Source organism: Thiocystis violacea (genome assembly GCF_016583565.1).
Lineage (GTDB): Bacteria > Pseudomonadota > Gammaproteobacteria > Chromatiales > Chromatiaceae > Thiorhodococcus > Thiorhodococcus violaceus_A.
In genome coordinates, this window is sequence record NZ_NRRF01000002.1 from 118,787 (window position 1) to 137,068 (window position 18,282).

The 18,282-nt window shown below is 64.5% G+C and carries 21 protein-coding genes and 1 other RNA gene; 13 read left to right on the forward strand and 9 right to left on the reverse strand.

What is annotated here, in order from left to right; translation table 11 throughout:
* Positions 1 to 31: 31 nt before the first annotated feature.
* Together nikR and CKO23_RS01350 are read right to left on the reverse strand one after the other, a co-directional pair.
* Positions 32 to 454, reverse strand: a complete 423-nt coding sequence (gene nikR, locus CKO23_RS01345; protein WP_200327944.1) for a nickel-responsive transcriptional regulator NikR — start codon at positions 452 to 454, stop codon at positions 32 to 34.
* 107 nt (positions 455 to 561) lie between these two features.
* A complete protein-coding gene (locus CKO23_RS01350; protein ID WP_200327945.1) occupies positions 562 to 735 on the reverse strand; it encodes a hypothetical protein in 174 nt (57 codons plus the stop codon).
* Positions 736 to 982: 247 nt separating this feature from the next.
* Here CKO23_RS01350 and CKO23_RS01355 point away from each other — a divergent pair, with 247 nt between their 5' ends.
* From CKO23_RS01355 to CKO23_RS01365, 3 genes are read left to right on the forward strand one after another with little or no spacing between them, the layout of a single operon-like run.
* A complete protein-coding gene (locus CKO23_RS01355; protein ID WP_200327946.1) occupies positions 983 to 2,362 on the forward strand; it encodes a sensor histidine kinase in 1,380 nt (459 codons plus the stop codon).
* Positions 2,359 to 3,366, forward strand: a complete 1,008-nt coding sequence (locus tag CKO23_RS01360) for a HupU protein (protein WP_200327947.1) — start codon at positions 2,359 to 2,361, stop codon at positions 3,364 to 3,366. Before CKO23_RS01355 ends, CKO23_RS01360 begins: the two co-directional genes overlap by 4 nt.
* A gap of 21 nt (positions 3,367 to 3,387) precedes the next feature.
* On the forward strand, positions 3,388 to 4,884 hold the full coding sequence (locus CKO23_RS01365; RefSeq protein WP_346014540.1) for a nickel-dependent hydrogenase large subunit: 1,497 nt from the start codon (positions 3,388 to 3,390) through the stop codon (positions 4,882 to 4,884).
* A gap of 88 nt (positions 4,885 to 4,972) precedes the next feature.
* On the opposite strand, the gene CKO23_RS01370 is transcribed toward CKO23_RS01365, so the two are convergent.
* A complete protein-coding gene (locus tag CKO23_RS01370; RefSeq protein WP_200327948.1) occupies positions 4,973 to 5,371 on the reverse strand; it encodes a hypothetical protein in 399 nt (132 codons plus the stop codon).
* A 206-nt stretch (positions 5,372 to 5,577) separates the two neighbouring features.
* Between CKO23_RS01370 and CKO23_RS01375 the strand changes: the two genes are divergently transcribed.
* Entirely contained in the window at positions 5,578 to 6,123 is a 546-nt protein-coding gene (locus CKO23_RS01375; protein ID WP_200327949.1) for a hypothetical protein, read from the forward strand.
* Positions 6,124 to 6,194: 71 nt separating this feature from the next.
* Here the strand turns inward: CKO23_RS01375 and CKO23_RS01380 are convergent, their stop codons facing one another.
* Complete coding sequence (locus CKO23_RS01380) at positions 6,195 to 7,460, reverse strand: hypothetical protein (RefSeq protein ID WP_200327950.1); 1,266 nt, start codon at positions 7,458 to 7,460, stop codon at positions 6,195 to 6,197.
* Positions 7,461 to 7,686: 226 nt separating this feature from the next.
* Here CKO23_RS01380 and ffs point away from each other — a divergent pair.
* From ffs to minE, 8 genes are all read left to right on the forward strand, one after another.
* Positions 7,687 to 7,783: signal recognition particle sRNA small type (gene ffs, locus CKO23_RS01385), an RNA gene on the forward strand.
* A 211-nt stretch (positions 7,784 to 7,994) separates the two neighbouring features.
* Positions 7,995 to 9,692, forward strand: a complete 1,698-nt coding sequence (dnaX, locus tag CKO23_RS01390; RefSeq protein WP_200327951.1) for a DNA polymerase III subunit gamma/tau — start codon at positions 7,995 to 7,997, stop codon at positions 9,690 to 9,692.
* Positions 9,693 to 9,943: 251 nt separating this feature from the next.
* A complete protein-coding gene (locus tag CKO23_RS01395; protein WP_200327952.1) occupies positions 9,944 to 10,267 on the forward strand; it encodes a YbaB/EbfC family nucleoid-associated protein in 324 nt (107 codons plus the stop codon).
* Positions 10,268 to 10,286: 19 nt separating this feature from the next.
* The gene (recR, locus tag CKO23_RS01400) at positions 10,287 to 10,883 is read left to right on the forward strand and encodes a recombination mediator RecR (RefSeq protein WP_200327953.1); all 597 of its coding nucleotides are present in this window, start codon (positions 10,287 to 10,289) and stop codon (positions 10,881 to 10,883) included.
* Between the two features lie 117 nt (positions 10,884 to 11,000).
* Positions 11,001 to 11,345, forward strand: a complete 345-nt coding sequence (locus CKO23_RS01405; RefSeq protein WP_200327954.1) for a histidine triad nucleotide-binding protein — start codon at positions 11,001 to 11,003, stop codon at positions 11,343 to 11,345.
* 184 nt (positions 11,346 to 11,529) lie between these two features.
* A complete protein-coding gene (gene minC, locus CKO23_RS01410; RefSeq protein ID WP_200327955.1) occupies positions 11,530 to 12,330 on the forward strand; it encodes a septum site-determining protein MinC in 801 nt (266 codons plus the stop codon).
* A 51-nt stretch (positions 12,331 to 12,381) separates the two neighbouring features.
* Positions 12,382 to 13,191, forward strand: coding sequence for a septum site-determining protein MinD (gene minD / locus CKO23_RS01415; protein WP_200327956.1), 810 nt, complete (start codon positions 12,382 to 12,384; stop codon positions 13,189 to 13,191).
* 3 nt (positions 13,192 to 13,194) lie between these two features.
* Complete coding sequence (minE, locus tag CKO23_RS01420) at positions 13,195 to 13,464, forward strand: cell division topological specificity factor MinE (protein WP_200327957.1); 270 nt, start codon at positions 13,195 to 13,197, stop codon at positions 13,462 to 13,464.
* Between the two features lie 123 nt (positions 13,465 to 13,587).
* On the opposite strand, the gene dapE is transcribed toward minE, so the two are convergent.
* The 4 genes from dapE to dapC all read right to left on the reverse strand — a co-directional run bounded on the left by dapE (position 13,588) and on the right by dapC (position 17,274).
* Positions 13,588 to 14,718, reverse strand: a complete 1,131-nt coding sequence (gene dapE, locus CKO23_RS01425; protein ID WP_200328002.1) for a succinyl-diaminopimelate desuccinylase — start codon at positions 14,716 to 14,718, stop codon at positions 13,588 to 13,590.
* Positions 14,718 to 15,062, reverse strand: a complete 345-nt coding sequence (locus CKO23_RS01430) for an ArsC family reductase (protein WP_200327958.1) — start codon at positions 15,060 to 15,062, stop codon at positions 14,718 to 14,720. Before CKO23_RS01430 ends, dapE begins: the two co-directional genes overlap by 1 nt.
* Positions 15,062 to 15,883 (reverse strand): 2,3,4,5-tetrahydropyridine-2,6-dicarboxylate N-succinyltransferase, encoded by an 822-nt coding sequence (dapD, locus tag CKO23_RS01435; RefSeq protein ID WP_200327959.1) that lies wholly within the window; start codon positions 15,881 to 15,883, stop codon positions 15,062 to 15,064. The genes CKO23_RS01430 and dapD overlap by 1 nt, the downstream gene beginning before the upstream one ends.
* A 179-nt stretch (positions 15,884 to 16,062) precedes the next feature.
* Positions 16,063 to 17,274 (reverse strand): succinyldiaminopimelate transaminase, encoded by a 1,212-nt coding sequence (gene dapC / locus CKO23_RS01440; protein ID WP_200327960.1) that lies wholly within the window; start codon positions 17,272 to 17,274, stop codon positions 16,063 to 16,065.
* A gap of 111 nt (positions 17,275 to 17,385) precedes the next feature.
* On the opposite strand from dapC, the gene CKO23_RS01445 reads away from it, so the two are divergent.
* On the forward strand, positions 17,386 to 17,760 hold the full coding sequence (locus tag CKO23_RS01445; RefSeq protein ID WP_200327961.1) for a VOC family protein: 375 nt from the start codon (positions 17,386 to 17,388) through the stop codon (positions 17,758 to 17,760).
* A 43-nt stretch (positions 17,761 to 17,803) separates the two neighbouring features.
* Here the strand turns inward: CKO23_RS01445 and CKO23_RS01450 are convergent, their stop codons facing one another.
* On the reverse strand, positions 17,804 to 18,190 hold the full coding sequence (locus CKO23_RS01450) for a hypothetical protein (protein ID WP_200327962.1): 387 nt from the start codon (positions 18,188 to 18,190) through the stop codon (positions 17,804 to 17,806).
* Between the last annotated feature and the right edge of the window lie 92 nt (positions 18,191 to 18,282).

Genomic DNA, 18,282 nt, shown 5'->3' on the forward strand with positions numbered 1-18,282 from the left:
AACACTTCCCGCGGGCTGTGGCGTTAGCGGGTTAGTTTTGGACTTTGGATGCCCGCGTCAGTTCGGCGAAGCGGACGCCACGCAGTCCGCCGATTTCCAGGCTGAGGCGTTCGATTTCCGCTGGCATGCCGCGGATGATGATGGTCTCGAGACAGTTGTGGTGGTCCATGTGCACGTGGGTGGTCGCGACGACGTGGACGTACTGACGGTGCTGGATGTCGAGGATGTGCTGCGTCAGCTCACGCTGGTGGTGGTCGTAGACGATGGTGAGCACGCCAGCGACTTCCTCGTCGCCACGCTCCCAGATGTCTTCGACGATGCGCTCGCGGATCAGATCACGGACCAGTTCTGAGCGCGAGGCGTAGCCTTTGTTGACGACCCGGTCATCGAGTTCGTCCAGCAGTGGCTTGGGTAAGGAGACGCTGAAGCGGATGGTTTCGTCTGAGCTTGGCATGAGGGGATCTCACCAGGAGATGAACGCTCGCGTGGGCGCGATCCTCAAACAAGGAAAGCCTCGACGCAATGGGCGGCGAGGCTTTCTAGAAAGGCCTGAGATCCTGCTCAGCGTACGGAGGCATCGTGCGCCTTGCCGCTATCCTGCTGAATGGCCTGAACTTCAACGATTGGCTCTTTGCTTGCCTCTGCGGCCAGGCGATCCTCTTGGGACATGACCATGGTCGTTTGTACACCGCCGACGAGGACGGCGACTGCTGCGAGGATTCCAAGGACTCCCATGTGACTTCTCCGTACTGCTGTGTTGACTCTATGGTTTGTTATTATATAAGCATGTTCTAATTTATCAAGCCCTATCTTGTGCGCTAGGTCTCCTTCTTGGCCCGCGTGCTGTTCGCTTCAGGGGGTCGGACGCGTAGTGCATTGGACCTGACGTCGCTGAGTGGCCGGCTTTGCGAAGTGCTATTGTTCGCTGTCATAACGGCCTGCAACCAGGCCTGAAGCACGAGGTCCCTTTCTGACGGAATCGATGGACAAGCCTGAGCTCGACTCGCATCCAAGCCCGATTGCGCCTAGCGCCGGGCGAGATCGCGCGCGGCCTGGAATCGACGCGGACGGTCGGCAGGATGCGCTCTGGATCGAGGTCATCCGCAAGATGGATGAGACCTACGCGGATCTGGTGCGCTATCAGGTCGAGTTGGAGGAGAAGAATAGCGCCTTGGAGGCCGCGCATCAGTTCATCTCGAGCGTCCTCGCCTCCATGACGGACGTGCTCATCGTCTGTGATATCAAGGGTCGTATCGAGGAGGTCAATCCGGCACTAGAGACCCTGACTGGGCTGCCCGAGGAATCCCTGATCGGCCGACCCTTTCAGGCGCTCCTGACCAGGGAGTGTCTGGAACTGGCCAGCGGCTTCGCCGAGAAGATCCGCAACGATGCGGTGCATGACTGCGAGCTGACGCTGCGCGCGGCGCGGGAGGAGGTGCCGCTTGCGGTCAATTGCACCTCCCGTTACGACGCGCGTGGGCGCCTGGTCGGTATGGTCCTGATCGGCCGGCCGGTGGGTGAGCTGCGACGTGCCTACGAGGCGTTGAATCAGGCGCATTACGAGTTGAAGCAGGCGCAGCGCCAGCTGATCAGCGCCGAGAAGATGGCTTCGCTCGGACGTCTGGTCGCCGGCGTCGCGCATGAACTCAACAACCCCATCAGCTTCGTCTATGGCAACGTGCACGCCATGGGGCGCTACCGCAAACGGCTGCGCACCTATTGCGACGCAGTGGATGCGTCCGATCCTCCAGAGTCGCTCAAGGCGCTGAAGGCGGAGCTGCGTATCGAGCGCTTGCTCGACGATCTCGACCCCCTGATCCGCGGCACCCTCGAAGGGGCCGAGCGCGTCCGCGACGTGGTTCAGGACTTGCGCCGTTTCTCCAGCGGTCAGCAAGGTGAGCGCTCACGCTTCGATCTCGTCCATGTGGTCGAGACGGCGATTCACTGGGTGACCAAGGGCAAGCATCCGGCGGTGCGCGTGGAGCTTGAGCTGCCCGAGCGGCTCGAAATCCTCGGTCATGCCGGACAGATCCACCAGGTGGTGATGAATCTGGTGCAGAACGCGCTGGATGCCCTCGAAGAGGTGGCGCAGCCTGAGATCCGTATCCGCCTCGATGTGCTGCAGGCGGCGCGATCCGGCCCGCCCGTCGTGCGGCTGACGGTGGACGATAATGGCCCGGGCATCGCGGAGGCTGATCTGCTGCGTGTCTTCGATCCCTTCTTCACCACCAAGCCTGTCGGGCAGGGAACTGGGTTGGGCCTGTCCATCAGCTACGGCATCGTGACCGACCATGGCGGGCGCTTGCGTGCCGAGAATCGCGCCGATGGGGGCGCCAGACTGATCATGGAGCTTCCTGCATGACAGGGCGCGCGCGCGTCCTCTGGCTGCAATCGGGCGGTTGCGGCGGCTGCACCATGTCGCTGCTCTGTGCGCAGTCGCCGTCCCTCCCGGACGCGCTCGAGGCCGCCAGCGTCGAGCTGGTCTGGCACCCGGCGTTGAGCGAGGCGAGCGGGGATGAAGTGGTGGATCTCCTGGGCGCCATGGAGCGGGGGGATGTCGCCCTGGATATCCTCTGTGTCGAGGGCGCCTTGCTGCGCGGACCCAATGGCACCGGGCGTTTCCATCTCTTCGCGGGGACTGATCGACCGATGACCGACTGGGTCAAGGCGCTGGCGGCCAGGGCCGGCTGCGTCGTTGCGGTGGGCAGTTGCGCCGCCTTTGGGGGCATCAGTGCGGGCGGTCAGAATCCCGCCGATGCCTGCGGACTCCAGTTCGACGGTGTCCACGCCGGTGGATTGCTCGGTGCGCACTTCCGTGCAACCGCTGGGCTGCCGGTGGTGAATATCGCCGGCTGTCCGACCCATCCCAACTGGGTGATCGAGACGTTGGCAGCCTTGGCGGCCAGGGCGCTCACGGCGGCGGACCTGGATCCTTGCCAACGCCCGCGCATGTTCTACGACCATCTCGTTCATCACGGTTGCCCGCGCAACGAGTTCTATGAGTACAAGGCCAGTGCGGTCAAACCCTCTGATCTGGGGTGTTTGATGGAGCACCTGGGTTGCCTGGGCACTCAGGCGCATGCGGACTGCAACACGCGCCTCTGGAACGGCGAGGGTTCTTGTACCCGGGGCGGTTATGCCTGTATCAACTGCACGGCCCCCGAGTTCGAGGATCCGGGTCACGCCTTTCAGCAGACCCCGAACATCGCCGGCATCCCCATCGGTTTGCCGACGGACATGCCCAAGGCCTGGTTCGTTGCCCTGGCCTCGCTCTCCAAGGCCGCGACGCCCGAACGTCTGAGGCGCAATGCGGTCGCGGACCACCTCGTCGTGCCGCCCGGGGTGCGCAATCCCCACCGTCGATAGCCTGCGGAGACGCGCGTCCATGTGCCTCGGACTCTTCTGCTCAATGCCAACTCAGGCGTCGTTCCGGCAGTGACCCGCATCGTTGTCGGCCCCTTCAATCGCGTCGAGGGCGACCTCGAGGTGCGCCTCGACGTCGATGGCGATCGCGTGCGCGAGGCCTGGGTCGTCTCGCCGCTCTATCGCGGCTTCGAGCAGATGCTGCTCGGTAAGGCGCCCTTGGACGCCTTGGTCATCGCGCCGCGAATCTGCGGGATCTGCTCCGTCTCCCAGTCCATGGCGGCCGCATACGCCTTGGCGCAGGCTCAGGGGCTGCAGATGCCGCGCAACGGGCAACGGGCCACCAACCTCATTCTCGCTTGCGAGAACTTGGCTGACCACTTGACCCATTTCTACCTCTTCTTCATGCCCGATTTCGCGCGGCCGGTCTATGCGGATCAATCTTGGTATGCCGGGGTCGTCGAGCGCTTCCGTGCCGGGACTGGCAGCGCGTTGCGAGAGGTCTTGCCGGGACGGGCGCAGCTCCTGCATCTGATGGGGCTGATGGCGGGCAAGTGGCCGCATAGCCTGAGTCTCCAGCCCGGTGGATCGACCCGTGCCGTGCAGCCGCAGGAGCGGATCCGCCTGGGCATGATTCTGGCCGGCGTTCGGCAGCTGCTCGAGCGGACGACCTTCGGTGACAGGCTGGAGACCATCGCGGGGCTCGATTCGGCCGCGGCACTCGCGGTCTGGCGTGACGCGGCGCCGCCGGATTCGAGTGATTTTCGCCGCTTTCTGCACCTTGCCGACGCATTGGATCTGACGACCCTCGGTCGGGGTGTGGATCGCTTCATGAGCGTCGGCAGCTACCCGCTCGATGGGCGTCGCTGCTTCGCGCGGGGGCTCTGGTGGAACGGACTCCAGCCGCTCGATTTGGCGGGCATCACCGAGGATCTCTCGCACAGTTGGATGTTCGGGGGCGTGGAGCCCCAGCATCCGAGTGCGGGAAACACCGTGCCGGTCGCGGAAAAGCCCGGTGCCTATACCTGGTGCAAGGCGCCGCGGTTGCGGGGTGAGGCGGTCGAAGTGGGTGCGTTGGCACGACAGCTCGTGGATGGGCAGCCGCTGATGCGTGCGCTGGTGGCGGCGTCAGGTGGTAATGTCGCCAACCGGGTGATCGCGCGTCTCATCGAGGCGGCGCGCATCCTGGTCGAGATGGAGTCCTGGGTCCGCGCGCTGCGGCCCGGTGAGCCCTTCTGCGACCACGCCGTGATTCCGGATGAGGCTCAGGGGGTGGGGCTGGTGGAGGCTGCGCGCGGTAGCCTCGGTCATTGGCTGCGGATTCGCAACGGCCGGATCCTGAACTATCAGATCATCGCGCCCACGACCTGGAACTTCTCTCCGCGCGACCACCAGGGTTTGCCTGGACCTCTCGAGCAGGCCCTCGTCGGGGCGCCGGTGCGTCCCGGCGAGCGCACACCGGTTGCCGTTCAGCACATCGTTCGCTCGTTCGACCCCTGCATGGTCTGCACGGTGCATTGATGGCGTGCTGCCTGCGTTCAGCGTCTGCAGGATGGGGTTGAGTCCCGGCTTCGCGCGGAGACTCGTATGACGCCGATATCCGGGCGCGCTATCGGTGACCTTGGCCCTCGCAGGCGTGCTTGCAATCGTTGTAGCGATTGGCGCAATAGCCATAGAGGTTCTCGGCGCATGGCCACCAGGGGTAGCCGCAGTCGCTTGAATTCCACGCCGAGGCGAGACACCAGCGGTAGTCGCGGAACGACTGGTCATAGCCGGCTTGGCACTGACGATAGTCATATCGGGCGTCCGCGTTGCAGCTCTCCTTGGCGGTTCGGCACTGCTCGACGCAGCTGATCTCGGCGAACTGCTGGGGCAGTGTCGCATCCAGCACCAGGGGTTTCGCACACCCGGCGAGCCAGAGAAGCGAAAGCAGAGCGATCCCGACGCCAACGGCAGTGCGATCGACGCGCAGGGTGCGGAAGGAAGGGAAGCAGGTCTTGGGCTTCATCTCGGTCACTCCAGATCGGTCAGCGAATGCAGGATGCGTCTCCTTGACGCATGGCCCTGAACTTTAGCCGGAAATAGGCGTACTGTGCACCTTTAATGACCAACGGCCACACCAGGCGTCTGGATCAGGGTAAACTTCTTATCCGTTCGATCTCTATGGCTAAGCGGAGAGAGCCTATGTTTAGAGAGCTGATGTTTAGAGCGCCCATGTTTCGATTCGTCGCCATTGTTGCCGGCCTGTCCTCGCTGCTCGGTGGCTGCGTCTTGCTGCCTCCAAACCATCAAGGCGGCATCGCGACCACGGTCTCCCCCGAGGAATACGGCCAGCGGCTCTGCAGGCATCTGGACTTGGATGACTATGCCGGCTGTCTGAGCGAAGTCCTCGAGTATTTCGAAACACCGCATCCGGATCGGATCCCGCCCGGTCACTCCACGTCTGGCCCGATTGCCGTGATGCTAGAGGACGAGGTCTATCGCGGCCACTACGACTCCATGCCTCCCTTCTCGGCAAGCTTTCGGGTCTCCAACGGGGTGAATTCCTGCAGCGCGAGCTATAACGCGGGGGCGGGTTCGCAAGATGCCTTGTTCGACGTCTATTGCAATGACGGCCGCAGCGGCTGGGCCGATCTCATTCTGGCGATGGACGGGCGCAATGGCATCGGTCGGCTGGCGCTCGACGATGGCTCGCAGGGTGACGTCGTCTTTGGCTACCTGCCGCTCGGACAGGCCGAGCCCTATCCCTACCGCCCCTAAGGCGCGTGACTGGCGGCAGGGGGCTGTCCTCATGGTGCCTGTGCCAGCCAGCCGCGCGTCTCGACTGTCTCTCAGCGCTGCTCGCCGCTCCTCAGTCGCTGCGTGAGCTGCTGGATCTCCCGCTGCATTTCGAGATTCTCGAAGGGCCGTAGCGTGGGGATCTGGCGGTTCATGAGTCCTTCCAGCAGCTGTTGGCTGGATCGCACCAAGCCGACGAGCTCCCCGGACACGCGCACGGTCTCATAGGTGTTCCAGGCGGCCGCGATGTCCTTGTCGAGTTCCAGGCGCGCCTTCTCGACCTGTTTCGCCTGATCCTGCAGGTACTGGCGGTAGACGCCGGCTGCCTGGATGGTGAGCTGCTGGGCCTCGAGGTTGGCGTTCAGGAGATCCTGCTTGTCGGGGGACTCTCGCAGCAGGCGCTGGGTCTCGCCGGCGAGCGACTGCGCCTGCGCGATAATGCCGTCGATCTGTGGTAGGTAGCGTTCTCCGATCGCCTCCTCGATCTTTAGGTGCATGCGGTTCAGGGATTTCAGCAGGACGACATAGAGGCCGTAGTAGCGGCGAGCGTTCTGGAGGTCTTCGCCGCTCTGCTCGACCAGTTCTTCGAGCTGCAGAGTGATGGACTTGACGTTGTCGAACAGGATGCCGAGATCCACCATGGTGTCGCCCACCACCGTGGAGAGCAGGAATTCGAGCTGCTCGTCGCTCAGCTCCAGGCCCATGCCCCGCAGTTCCTGGCCGAATTCGTGCTTGAGCTGTGTGATCTGCTCGGCGGCGCGCGCGATGTCGGCTTCACGGGCCGCGATCAGATCGTCGTAGTCCGCAACCGTCTTCTTGATCGTCGACTCCGTGGGTGCCGAGACGCGTTTCTGCCGATAATCGGCGATGTCGGTGCGGGCGGTGAGGATCTCGTCCTGAAGGGCTTGAATACGGTCCCGATTGTTGAGCGCTGGCGAGATGGTGAGGATGTCCACGGCCTCGTCCAGCAGCGCATCGATCTCACCGCGATTGGAGCGCTGGTCGGCGCCGAACCAGCTCTTCTCGGGCAGATCGGCCTGGCGCTCCTCAAGGATGAGCGCCTCATCCAGCGTGGGGACGACGGACTTCCAGACACGGTTGAAGTCCTCCTGCTCGGTGAAGAGCGTCTTGGCATCCTGGAGCGCCTGTCCCGCGAAATCACGCGATTCACGCCACCAATCGGCCGCTGTGTCGCGGGTCTGGCCCCAGATATCGGGGCTGTTCCCGGCGGTGTCCTCCGCCTTGACGCTGAGTGATGCCGGCATGAGCAGCAGGAGTGAGGCACAGAGGACGTGGGTGCGGTAGGTCGAGGAAGGCATGGTGTTCGTGGGTTCGGCTCGAGCGTCGATCTGCTGAGATCATCAATGCGCATAGCTTGACGCCCCCGGGCCAGGTGTCAATCCGGGCGCGATTCGCTGGGCGGCGTTGGCTCCGCGCTGCATCGCCCGAGTCCGGGTCGAATCCGGTTTGTCTTCCTCGGGCCTCTTTGTTATTCTCTCGCGCTGTCCTCGGGCGTCGCCTGGGGGCATGCACGATGGTGGCTCGCGCCGGTCCCCTCGCAACGTGAAGCCGTGAACCCGGTCAGGCCCGGAAGGGAGCAGCCGCAGCGGTGGAATCGTGTGCCGGGGTGTGGCTGGCGTAGGCCGCCGCCCCCTTCGCTCCATTCGGGGTGCAGCTAGTTCTGCTTCATCCGTATTCATCATCTGCCAGGGTGCGGCGCGCACTTGTTGTCGGTGAGTTGCCTGTCGTCATCTGATACACTCGCGCGCAATCAACGCCTTTGAGACTCCAGGTCTCTTGAACCTTCAAGTCTCTCATTGACTTCCAGATCCTTGGGTCGAATCCAGTCGCGCATGTCTTATCAGGTGCTTGCCCGCAAATGGCGCCCCAAAGCCTTCGATGACATCGTGGGGCAGCAGCACGTCGTGCGCGCCCTGTCGAATGCGCTCGACCGCGATCAGCTCCACCACGCCTACCTGTTTACCGGAACCCGTGGGGTCGGCAAGACCACGCTGGCGCGGATCCTCTCCAAGGCGCTCAACTGCGAGGAGGGCGTCAGCTCGAAACCTTGCGGGGTCTGTTCGGCCTGCCAGGAGATCGACAGTGGCCGTTTCGTCGACCTCATGGAGGTCGATGCCGCTTCCCGCACCAAGGTCGACCAGACGCGCGAACTGCTGGATAACGTCCCCTACGCGCCGGCTCGCGCGCGCTTCAAGGTGTACCTCATCGACGAGGTGCACATGTTCTCCTCGCATAGTTTCAACGCCCTCTTGAAGACCTTGGAGGAGCCACCGCCGCATGTGAAGTTCCTGCTTGCGACGACGGATCCGCAGAAGATCCCGGTGACCGTCTTGTCGCGCTGCCTTCAGCTCAATCTGCGCCGCCTGTTGCCGGGGGAGATCCGTGATCGGCTTCAGTATGTGCTTGAGAGCGAAGGGCTCGAGCACGAGTCAGCGGCGCTTCCGCTGCTCGCGCGCGCGGCCGATGGCAGCATGCGCGATGCGCTGAGTCTGCTGGATCAGTCGATTGCCTTCGGCGGGGGGCGTGTCGTCGAGGAGGAGGTCCGGGTGATGCTCGGGAGCGTCAGCGGCGATCTGGCCCTCGATCTGCTCGACGCATTGGCCGCCGCCGATGGCGCGCAGGTGCTGGCGCAGGTCGAGCGAATCGCATCCCTGACGCCGGACTTCGCCGAGCTGTTGCGCGAGCTGATCGCGCTGATGCATCGCCTCGCCCTGATTCAGCAGGTGCCGTCCATGCTGGCGCCCGACGATCCTGACCAGTCGCGACTGGTGGCGCTCGCGGCCAAGATCGCCCCGGAGGATCTGCAGCTCTACTATCAGATCGCGCTCACAGGGCAGCGCGACGTGCCACTGGCTCCGGATCCGCGCGCCGGGTTCGAGATGGTGATGCTGCGCGCGCTCGCCTTCCGGCCGAGTCATCTCGGTGCCGGCTCATCGGTGTCTGCGGTCAGGGGTGACGCCCCGCCTGCCGGGACGCCCACTGGCGCACAGCGCGCTGGAGGCCGTGCGTCAACGGCGGCCTCGGCGGGATCGTCCATGCCGATTACGCCTGGTGGCTCGCTGGGCCGCGATGCGGATGGCGCATCCGAGCAGGCGAAGTCCGCCCCGATCCCTCTCAAGGCGGCTTCGTCGCCGCCTGCCGTCCTCGCCTCCGCGGGCGATTGGCAGCGACTGGTGGGGCGTCTGTCGCTCGGGGGCATCGCAAGTCAGCTTGCGCACAATTGCGGATTCGTCGACAAGGCGGGCGGTAAACTGATCCTCACGCTGGACCCCGCGGCGGAGCATCTGCGCGTGCCGAGCGCGGAGTCCAGGCTGCATGCGGTGCTCCGGGAGGCGCTCGGCGAGCCGATTCAGCTGGAGATTCGCGTCGCCCGGCCGGAGCAGGAGACCCTGGCGCAACGGCGTGCGCGCGAGGCGGGCGAGCGGCAGCAGGCCGCGGTCGACACCATGGCATCCGACCCTGTCGCGCAGGCGTTGCGCGACGAGCTCGATGCGGAGTGGGTCCCGGGGAGCATTCGCCCGGCCGATTGAACGGAGCCTTTCCATGCCGGCTCGGCGAGGGGGCCGGCGCGCGGCTAGAGAGAGGCGCTACTGACCTGCTGGGGCCATGAGAACGGATGAGAGGTGTCGGTACGCTGTTGTCGACATTGCTTGTTCCGCGACCCCACGAGCGCCCGTCTCACGACAGACGGATGGGGGCGAGCTGGAGCTGCTCCAGCCTGAATGACGCGAGTGCCCTGGGATTCGGGGCACTCATCTGTGACATCAAGAGGTAGTGTGATATGAAAGCTGGACTCGGCGGCCTGTTGAAGCAGGCTCAGAAGATGCAGGAAGAGATGCAGCAGGCGCAGGCGCGCCTCGCCCAGGAAGAGGTGGTCGGCGAGGCTGGCGGCGGCATGGTCAAAGTGACCATGACCGGTCAGCATCAGGTCAAGCGCGTCGAGATCGACCCCTCGCTGATGGGCGACGACAAGGAGATGCTCGAGGATCTGGTGACGGCGGCTGTGAATGCGGCGACCCAGCGAATCGCCGAGAAGGTCAAGGAGAATATGTCCGAGCTGACCTCCGGGATCCCCCTGCCGCCGGGAATGAAGCTGCCTTTCTGACGCAGGCCAAGGGCCAGCCGTGACTGAGCGCCCGCTGCTGAACCAGCTGATCGATGCCCTGCGTTGTCTGCCGGGCGTCGGGCCGAAGTCGGCGCAGCGCATCGCCTTCCACTTGCTGGAGCGCAACCGCGAAGGCGGTGTCAGGCTGGCTCGGGTCATGGCCGAGGCCATGACCCGGATCAACCGCTGCGGGCGCTGCCGAACCCTGACCGAGCATGCACTCTGCGCCATCTGCGCGAGCGCCAATCGGGATCCGGCGTTGCTCTGCATCGTCGAGCAGCCGTCGGAGGTGCTTGCGATCGAGCAAGCGACGGACTACCGGGGGCTCTACTTCGTGCTCGGCGGGCGTCTCTCGCCGCTGGATGGCATCGGTCCGGACGAGCTGGGTCTCGGCGATTTGGAGGCACGCCTTGGCGAGGAAGCGATCGCCGAGGTGATCCTCGCCATCAGTCCGACGGTCGAGGGGAGCGCGACGGCTCAGTTCATCGCTGATTGCGCGGCGCGGCACCAGGTGAAGATCTCCCGTATCGCTCACGGTGTGCCTCTGGGCGGGGAGCTCGAGTACGTGGACGGTGGAACCCTCGCGCTGGCCTTCGCGGGCCGGCGTGACATCTGAGTCCGCCCGATCCTGTGCGCTGCTTGCGCGCTCAGGTTGGGATGTCGCTTGGATCGCCTTTTGACTGAACGCTGTCTTTACAGAAACGCTGTCTTCACAGATTGGAGCGGGGCCAGGATGTCAGACACCATATTCGGTAAGATCGCTGCGGGTGAGATGTCTGCGGACATCGTCTACGAGGACGAGGATCTCGTCGCTTTTCGGGATATCAGTCCCCAGGCGCCGACGCATCTCCTCTTGATTCCGCGCAAGCCTATTCCGACGCTGAATGACGCCACGCCGGACGATGCCGAGCTGCTCGGTAAGCTCCTTCTTGCCGCGGCCAAGGTGGCGGCGGCCGCTGGAATTGCCGAAAGCGGTTACCGAACCGTCATCAACTGCAACGCCGGCGCCGGGCAGACCGTCTTTCACCTTCATCTGCACGTGCTGGGCGGGCGCCCCTTGCAGTGGCCCCCGGGATGAGGCATCCGGCATGCGGTGATCCTGCCGCGGATCTGGCTGTGCGAGTCGCAGGCTATGATGAGGCGCAAACAGCCGTTAGCATTGCAGAATTGGCCTTTACGACCGCCGCTCGACACATCGAGGGGCGGATGCGAAACGAATACGACAGGAGTGGAGGGGCGGTTGACGCCCACGTCAAGGCAACATGGCAGTGAACCCGAACCCTCGAAACAACGACACGGACGGACCACGGTCTTTCGAGCTCAAGGCCGCGAGCTTCACATTGCCCATCATTCGGCTGATCGACAACAATATCGAAGCCGTCGCGGCCCGCCTCGGGGCGAAGGTCGAGAAGGCGCCCGACTTCTTTCGCAATACGCCCGTCGTCATCGATCTCAGCTCGTTGCCTGAAGGGGTTGGCGCGGGGGAGCTACCGCTGCTCGTCGGTCTCCTGCGCGGTTACGGCATGATTCCCTTTGGGGTCCGTGGTGGCGGTAAGGAGCAGAATGCCGCCGCCGAGGCGCTCGAGCTTGCGGTGCTCCGCGACTCCTACGTGCGGCGTGGCAAGGGCGCGAGCAAGGCCGAAGAGCCGCCGCCCGAGTCTGAGGTTGCCGTCGATGAGGCACCCGCGCCGCAGGCGCGCGCCTCCAAACAGGCGGCGAGCCCGCGTCGGTCCAATCCCGGTTTCATGCTGATCACCAAGCCAGTGCGCTCTGGCCAGCGTGTCTACGCCTCGGGTGGCGACCTCTCCATCACGGCCGCCGTCAGCTCGGGCGCCGAGCTGATGGCCGACGGCAATATCCACGTCTATGGTCCGCTGCGCGGACGGGCGCTGGCGGGAATGAGCGGCAACCTCGAGGCGCGGATCTTTTGCCAGGATCTGCAGGCGGAGTTGGTCTCGATCGCCGGTCACTACCGCGTCAGCGAGAACATCCCCGTTGAGCTGCGTGGCGTGCCTGTCCAGATTTTCTTGGATCAGAAGATTCTTCGCATCGAAAAACTTTGACGGTCTCCTGAGCCGAGCAACGGAATAGATCCCTTTAAGGAGGGTGTGACTTTGGCGAGAATTATCGTAATCACCTCAGGCAAGGGTGGCGTCGGCAAGACGACGACGTCGGCCGCTCTGTCCATGGGGTTGGCTCAGCGGGGCAAGCGCACGGTGGTCATCGACTTCGACGTGGGGCTGCGCAACCTGGATTTGATCATGGGCTGTGAGCGCCGTGTCGTTTACGATTTCGTCAACGTGATCAACAAGGAAGCCAATCTCAACCAGGCACTGATTCGCGACAAGCGCTGCGATCACCTCTATGTGCTGCCTGCGTCGCAGACACGGGACAAGGACGCGCTGACCAAGGAGGGTGTCGAGCGTGTTCTCAACGAGCTGACGCAAAACCACGACTTCATCATCTGCGACTCCCCGGCCGGTATCGAGCATGGCGCGACCATGGCCATGTACTTTGCCGACGATGCTATCGTGGTGACCAACCCTGAGGTGTCATCGGTGCGTGACTCCGACCGGATGCTGGGCATCCTCTCGAGCCGGTCGAGGCGCGCCGAGAACAGCGAAGAGCCCATCCGCGAATATCTGCTCCTCACCCGTTACGACCCCTACCGCGTCCTCTCTGGGGAGATGTTGAGCGTCGACGACGTCCAGGAGATCCTGTCTCTGAATCTACTGGGCGTGATCCCTGAGTCCAAGGCGGTCCTCAGTGCCTCCAACGCGGGTGTGCCAGTCATTCTCGATCGTGAGAGCGATGCCGGACGGGCCTACAATGACATGGTGTCCCGCTATCTGGGTGAGGATGTGCCGCACCGCTTCCTCAACCCTGAGAAGAAAGGCTTTCTGAGCCGCTTATTCAGAGGTTGACCTATGGGCCTGCTCGATTACTTCATCTCCTCGCGCTCGAAGGGGACGGCCAATGTGGCGAAGGAGCGGCTACAGATCCTGGTCGCTCACGACCGCGCCGCGCGCGATCGTCCTTCGTATCTTCCGCAACTCCAGGAGGAGATCCTCGCGGTCATCCGCAAATATGTGGATGTGGATCTAAGCTCTGTGTCGGTGAACTACGAACAGGAGGACTCGCACGAGGTCCTCGAGCTGAACATCATCCTGCCCGATACGCTTCAGAATCAGGCCTGACCCACTGCTTCCGTCCGGGTTGCCCCCGCGTCTCTTGCGGCCGGCTGACGGGGCGCTCGGGCAGGTGTCTTTACGCCTGTTGTCTGCGCCGCACGTCAACCGGTCATGGAATCAGCCAATTGTTCAGGCGAGCAACAGCCGTTCGAGCATGAGGTGGTAGATCCGAGAGAGCTGTTCGAGCTCCTCGATGCCGACACATTCGTCGACCTGATGAATGGTGGCGTTGAGCGGTCCTAGCTCGACGACTTGGGCGCCCATGGGGGCGATAAAGCGACCGTCCGAGGTGCCGCCCGCCGTCGATAGCTGGGTCTCGACGCCTGTGACCTCGAGGATCGCGGCGCGTGCGGTTTCGACGAGCTCGCCCGCGGGCGTGAGGAAGGGGTTGCCGGACAGACGCCAGCGGATGTCGTAGTCGAACCCGCCGGCGTCCAGGATCTCTCCGACCCGAGCCTTGATCCGCTCCGGGTCGAGTTCGGTCGAGAAACGCAGATTGAACTGTGCCTCCAGCCGTCCAGGAATGACGTTTTCCGCGCCCGTGCCCATGTTGAGGTTGGCGATCTGGAAGCTGGTCGGCGGGAAGTGCTCGTTCCCCTGATCCCAGACCTCGGCGCAAAGTGCGGCCAGGGACTGGGCGCTGGCATGAAAGGGGTTCTTCGCTAGTTGCGGATAGGCGACATGCCCCTGTTTCCCGTAGACGCTCAGAAACCCAGAGAGGCTGCCGCGTCGGCCGTTCTTGATGGAGTCTCCGAGCCGCTCCCGGCTGGACGGCTCGCCGACCAAGGCATAGTCGATGCGCTCGCCGCGCTGCTGTAGCCGCTCCACGACTTTGACGGTGCCCTCGACCGAGGGGCCTTCCTCGTCGCTCGTGATCAGAAAGGCGATGGAGCCTTGATGATTGCTGTGCTCGGCCAGAAAGGCTTCGACCGCCGTCACCATGGCGGCGAGCGAGCCCTTCATGTCGGCAGCGCCGCGGCCGAAGAGCTTGCCATCGCGGATCGTCGCGGCGAAGGGGTCGGAGGTCCATTGGTCGAGCGGTCCGGTCGGCACCACGTCGGTATGGCCGGCGAAGCAGAAGACGGGACCGCTGTCGCCGCGTCTCGCCCAGAGGTTGGTGACCTCGCCGAACGGCATGGGCTCGATGCGGAAGCCCACTGCCGCCAAACGCTCGGCCATGAGCGCCTGGCAGCCGGCATCCTCGGGTGTCACCGAGCGCCGGGCGACCAGATCGCAAGCGAGTTGCAGGGTTGGCGACATCACGCGAAGACCTCCCGATAGGCATCCTCGGAGAAGCCGAGATGACGCGCGCTCCCAGTGTCGAGCAGGGGGCGCCGGATGATGGACGGTGACTCCAGCATGACATGGACCGCCGCTGCCTCGTCCATGGTCTCCCGCACCGATTCGGGCAGCTTGCGCCAAGTCGTGCCGCGACGGTTGAGCAGGTTCTCCCAGCCTAGCTCGTCGATCCAGGCGCGCAGCTGCTGCTCATCCAGGCCCTCTTTCTTGAAGTCGTGAAAGACGTACTGGATGCCCCGCCCGTCGAGCCAGAGCCGCGCCTTCTTGACCGTGCCGCAGTTCGGGATGCCATAGAGGGCGAGCATCAGATGTCCCGCAGCAGCTCGTTGATGCCGACCTTGCCACGCGTGCGCTCGTCGACCTGCTTGATGATGACGGCGCAGTAGAGGCTGTGAGTGCCGTCCTTCGCCGGTAGATTGCCCGGGACGACCACGGCGCCGGGTGGGACGCGCCCGTAGAGGATTTCGCCGGTCTCGCGGTTGTAGATCTTGGTGCTCTGGCCGATGTAGACGCCCATGGAGATGACCGCCCCCTCGCCGACGATGACGCCTTCGACGATCTCGGAGCGTGCGCCGATGAAGCAGTTGTCTTCGATGATCGTCGGTGCCGCCTGCACGGGCTCCAGCACGCCGCCGATGCCTACACCGCCCGAGAGATGGACGTTCTTGCCGATCTGGGCGCAAGAGCCGACCGTGGCCCAGGTGTCGACCATGGTGCCCGAGTCGACATAGGCGCCGATGTTGACGTAGGACGGCATGAGCACGCAGCTGGGTGCGATGTAGGATCCCTTGCGGGCGGTCGCCGGGGGCACGACGCGCACGCCGCCCTCCCGCAGATCGCGCGAGCTGGCGTCGGCGTACTTGGATTGCACCTTGTCGTAGTAGTTGGTGAAGCCGCCCTTGATGAAGGCGTTGTCCTCGATGCGGAAGGACAGCAGCACCGCCTTCTTGATCCATTCGTTCACCACCCAGTCGCCGTCGCGCTTCTCGGCGACCCGCAGCTGTCCCTTGTCGAGCTGCTCGATGGTGTCCTGAACGGCGTCGCGCACATGGGTTTCGACGGAGCGCGGCGTGATCTCGGCGCGGCGCTCGAAGGCTTCAGTGATGATGCTCTCGTGATCGGTCATGGTTTCCTGTACCTGTTGCGTAATGGCGTCAACCGGCCGTGGTTCGGGGTGGACGTGTCCGACCGCTCCGTGGGCCTTTCGGACCCTGTCCTGTCGCGGTCGCGTGGGTTCTCATGGTGACCTAGCTGATGGTGAGCGAGCGAATGGTGAGCGAGCCGCGCCGATGCCGCTCGGCGGGGTCACAAGCCCCCGATCAGACGGCGTATCCGCTGGGCGGCGGCCACGCATTCGTCCAGCGGCGGCACCAGGGCGATCCGGATTCGGTTGGCGCCCGGATCGCCGCTATTCAACGGGCGGGAGAGAAAGCTGCCCGGCAGCACGGTGACATGCTCCTCGGCGAAGAGGCGACGCGCGAAATCCTGGTCCGGGATCGGCGTCTCCGGCCAGAGATAGAAACCCGCCTGCTGTGGGCCGAGATCCATGACATCGCCCAGGATCTCCTGTACGGCCAGGCGCTTCTCGCGGTAGAGCTGCCGATTCGCGCGCACATGCTCCTCGTCGCGCCAGGCTGCGGCGCTTGCGCTCTGGACGGCGAGCGACATGGCGCAGCCGTGGTAGGTCCTGTAGCTCAGGAATCCCTCGATCAAGGCGGCGTCACCGGCGACGAAGCCGGAGCGCAATCCCGGTGCATTGGAGCGCTTCGAGAGGCTGTGGAAGACGATGCAGCGGCTGAAATCCAGGTTGCCCGTGGCGGCCGCCGCTTGCAGGAGGCCAGCCGGCAGGTCGGATTCGTCCTGGTAGATCTCGGAATAGCATTCATCCGAGGCAATGACGAAGTCGTGCCTGTGCGCAAGCTCGATGAGGCGGGCGTAGGCCGCCTGGTCGAAGACGGCGCCGGTCGGATTCCCCGGCGAGCAGATGTAGAGCAGTTGGCAGCGGTCCCAATCGCGCGGAGCGACCGCGTCGAAATCCGGCAGGAAGCCGTTGTGCTTCTCGCAGGCCAGATAGCGGGGTTCGGCGCCCGCGAGCAGGGCGGCGCCCTCGTAGATCTGATAGCAGGGGTTCGGCATCATCACCAGCGGGCTGGCCGCTCGGTCGACCACGGCTTGGGCAAAGGCGAAGAGCGCCTCGCGGGTCCCATTGACCGGCAGGATCTGCCGTGCGGGGTCGATGCCGAGACGGGCGGTCCCTGCTGCGCCGAGACCGAAGCGCTGACTCAGCCAGCTCGCGATGGCCTCGCGCAGCTCCACCGTTCCGCGCGTGGTCGGGTAGACCGCGAGCTGATGCAGGTGTGCGATGAGTGCGTCCGAGATCAGCCGCGGCGTCGGGTGCTTGGGTTCGCCGATGTAGAGGGCGATGTGGTCGAGGTGGCGTGGTGGGTCGACGCCTTGCTTGAGGAGAGTCAGCTTCTCGAACGGGTAGGGTTGAAGGCGACCGAGGTCGGAATTCATTGCGTGGTGGGCCTGTCTGGGGGTGTCGCGAGCCTGCTGGGCCGGTCACTCGAACAAAGTCGGCTAGTATAGGGCAAGGGGTTACTTGGCTCCACGTTGCGGAGGGTCGCGATGCGCCTTGTCCAGGATCTACATCACGCCAGCCTGATCGTCGCAGACACGATCGAATCCTTGCGCTTCTACGAGGGGATTCTGGGTCTTGAGGTGCGCGACGACCGGCCGGATCTGCCCTTTCCGGGCGCGTGGCTCGCCGTTGGTGATCGGCAGATCCATCTGTTGGAGTTGCCGAATCCGGACCCGGTCGATGGCCGCCCCATTCACGGCGGACGGGATCGGCACCTTGCGATGCTGGTCGCGTCATTGGACGCGCTGGCCGAACGGCTCGATGCCGCCGGGCTGCCCTTCACGCTCAGTCGCTCCGGTCGGCGCGCGCTCTTTTGCCGCGATCCAGACGGGAACGGACTGGAATTCATGGAGGCGGGCTGAAGCCCGAGATGCGCGCGCGGGAGCGACGTCTGAGCCTCGCGGATCAAAAGCCCCGGAAGTACCAGAGATTGTTCCAGCCGGGCGGAGTGAACATGGGGTCGCTGGCCCCTGGATACTCCGTGCTCTGCGGGTCGGCACTGGTGGCGCCGCCGTCGTCTGGCCGATCGGCTGCTGGCTGACCGGGCGGGAGACTCAGAAAGTGCTCGCGTTGCTGGTCGATGCGCTCCTGACGCTCGGCGCGTCTGCGCCGCAGGTCCTCTTCCCATATCTCCTGGTGAGCGGAACCGCGTGGATTGTTGAGGCGGCGGCGTGCTGTGTACTCCTCGCGTGCAGCCTTGCGCCTTGCCTCCCAGGCGTGACGTTGCGCGCGGACCTCGTCCAGCCAGGGCGAGGGGATCTCCGGTGCGGGCATCCAGGTCTCGGGTGGCATCGCGTACGGCGTCTCCGCGGCCTGTTGCGCCAGGGTTGGCGTGGTTGCGAGACTGAGCAAAAGAATCAGGGCTGTGCGTGGTCGTGTGAAGA

Coding starts and splice junctions, on each gene's coding strand:
- minE (WP_200327957.1), top strand. CDS start 13,195: ATGGGCCTGCTCGATTACTTCATCTCCTCGCGCTCGAAGGGGACGGCC.
- CKO23_RS01395 (WP_200327952.1), top strand. CDS start 9,944: ATGAAAGCTGGACTCGGCGGCCTGTTGAAGCAGGCTCAGAAGATGCAG.
- CKO23_RS01350 (WP_200327945.1), bottom strand. CDS start 735: ATGGGAGTCCTTGGAATCCTCGCAGCAGTCGCCGTCCTCGTCGGCGGT.
- CKO23_RS01370 (WP_200327948.1), bottom strand. CDS start 5,371: ATGAAGCCCAAGACCTGCTTCCCTTCCTTCCGCACCCTGCGCGTCGAT.
- dapE (WP_200328002.1), bottom strand. CDS start 14,718: ATGTCGCCAACCCTGCAACTCGCTTGCGATCTGGTCGCCCGGCGCTCG.
- CKO23_RS01355 (WP_200327946.1), top strand. CDS start 983: ATGGACAAGCCTGAGCTCGACTCGCATCCAAGCCCGATTGCGCCTAGC.
- minC (WP_200327955.1), top strand. CDS start 11,530: ATGGCAGTGAACCCGAACCCTCGAAACAACGACACGGACGGACCACGG.
- CKO23_RS01380 (WP_200327950.1), bottom strand. CDS start 7,460: ATGCCTTCCTCGACCTACCGCACCCACGTCCTCTGTGCCTCACTCCTG.
- nikR (WP_200327944.1), bottom strand. CDS start 454: ATGCCAAGCTCAGACGAAACCATCCGCTTCAGCGTCTCCTTACCCAAG.
- CKO23_RS01450 (WP_200327962.1), bottom strand. CDS start 18,190: ATGCCACCCGAGACCTGGATGCCCGCACCGGAGATCCCCTCGCCCTGG.
- dapD (WP_200327959.1), bottom strand. CDS start 15,883: ATGACCGATCACGAGAGCATCATCACTGAAGCCTTCGAGCGCCGCGCC.
- CKO23_RS01430 (WP_200327958.1), bottom strand. CDS start 15,062: ATGCTCGCCCTCTATGGCATCCCGAACTGCGGCACGGTCAAGAAGGCG.
- CKO23_RS01375 (WP_200327949.1), top strand. CDS start 5,578: ATGTTTCGATTCGTCGCCATTGTTGCCGGCCTGTCCTCGCTGCTCGGT.
- CKO23_RS01445 (WP_200327961.1), top strand. CDS start 17,386: ATGCGCCTTGTCCAGGATCTACATCACGCCAGCCTGATCGTCGCAGAC.
- dnaX (WP_200327951.1), top strand. CDS start 7,995: ATGTCTTATCAGGTGCTTGCCCGCAAATGGCGCCCCAAAGCCTTCGAT.
- dapC (WP_200327960.1), bottom strand. CDS start 17,274: ATGAATTCCGACCTCGGTCGCCTTCAACCCTACCCGTTCGAGAAGCTG.
- CKO23_RS01360 (WP_200327947.1), top strand. CDS start 2,359: ATGACAGGGCGCGCGCGCGTCCTCTGGCTGCAATCGGGCGGTTGCGGC.
- CKO23_RS01405 (WP_200327954.1), top strand. CDS start 11,001: ATGTCAGACACCATATTCGGTAAGATCGCTGCGGGTGAGATGTCTGCG.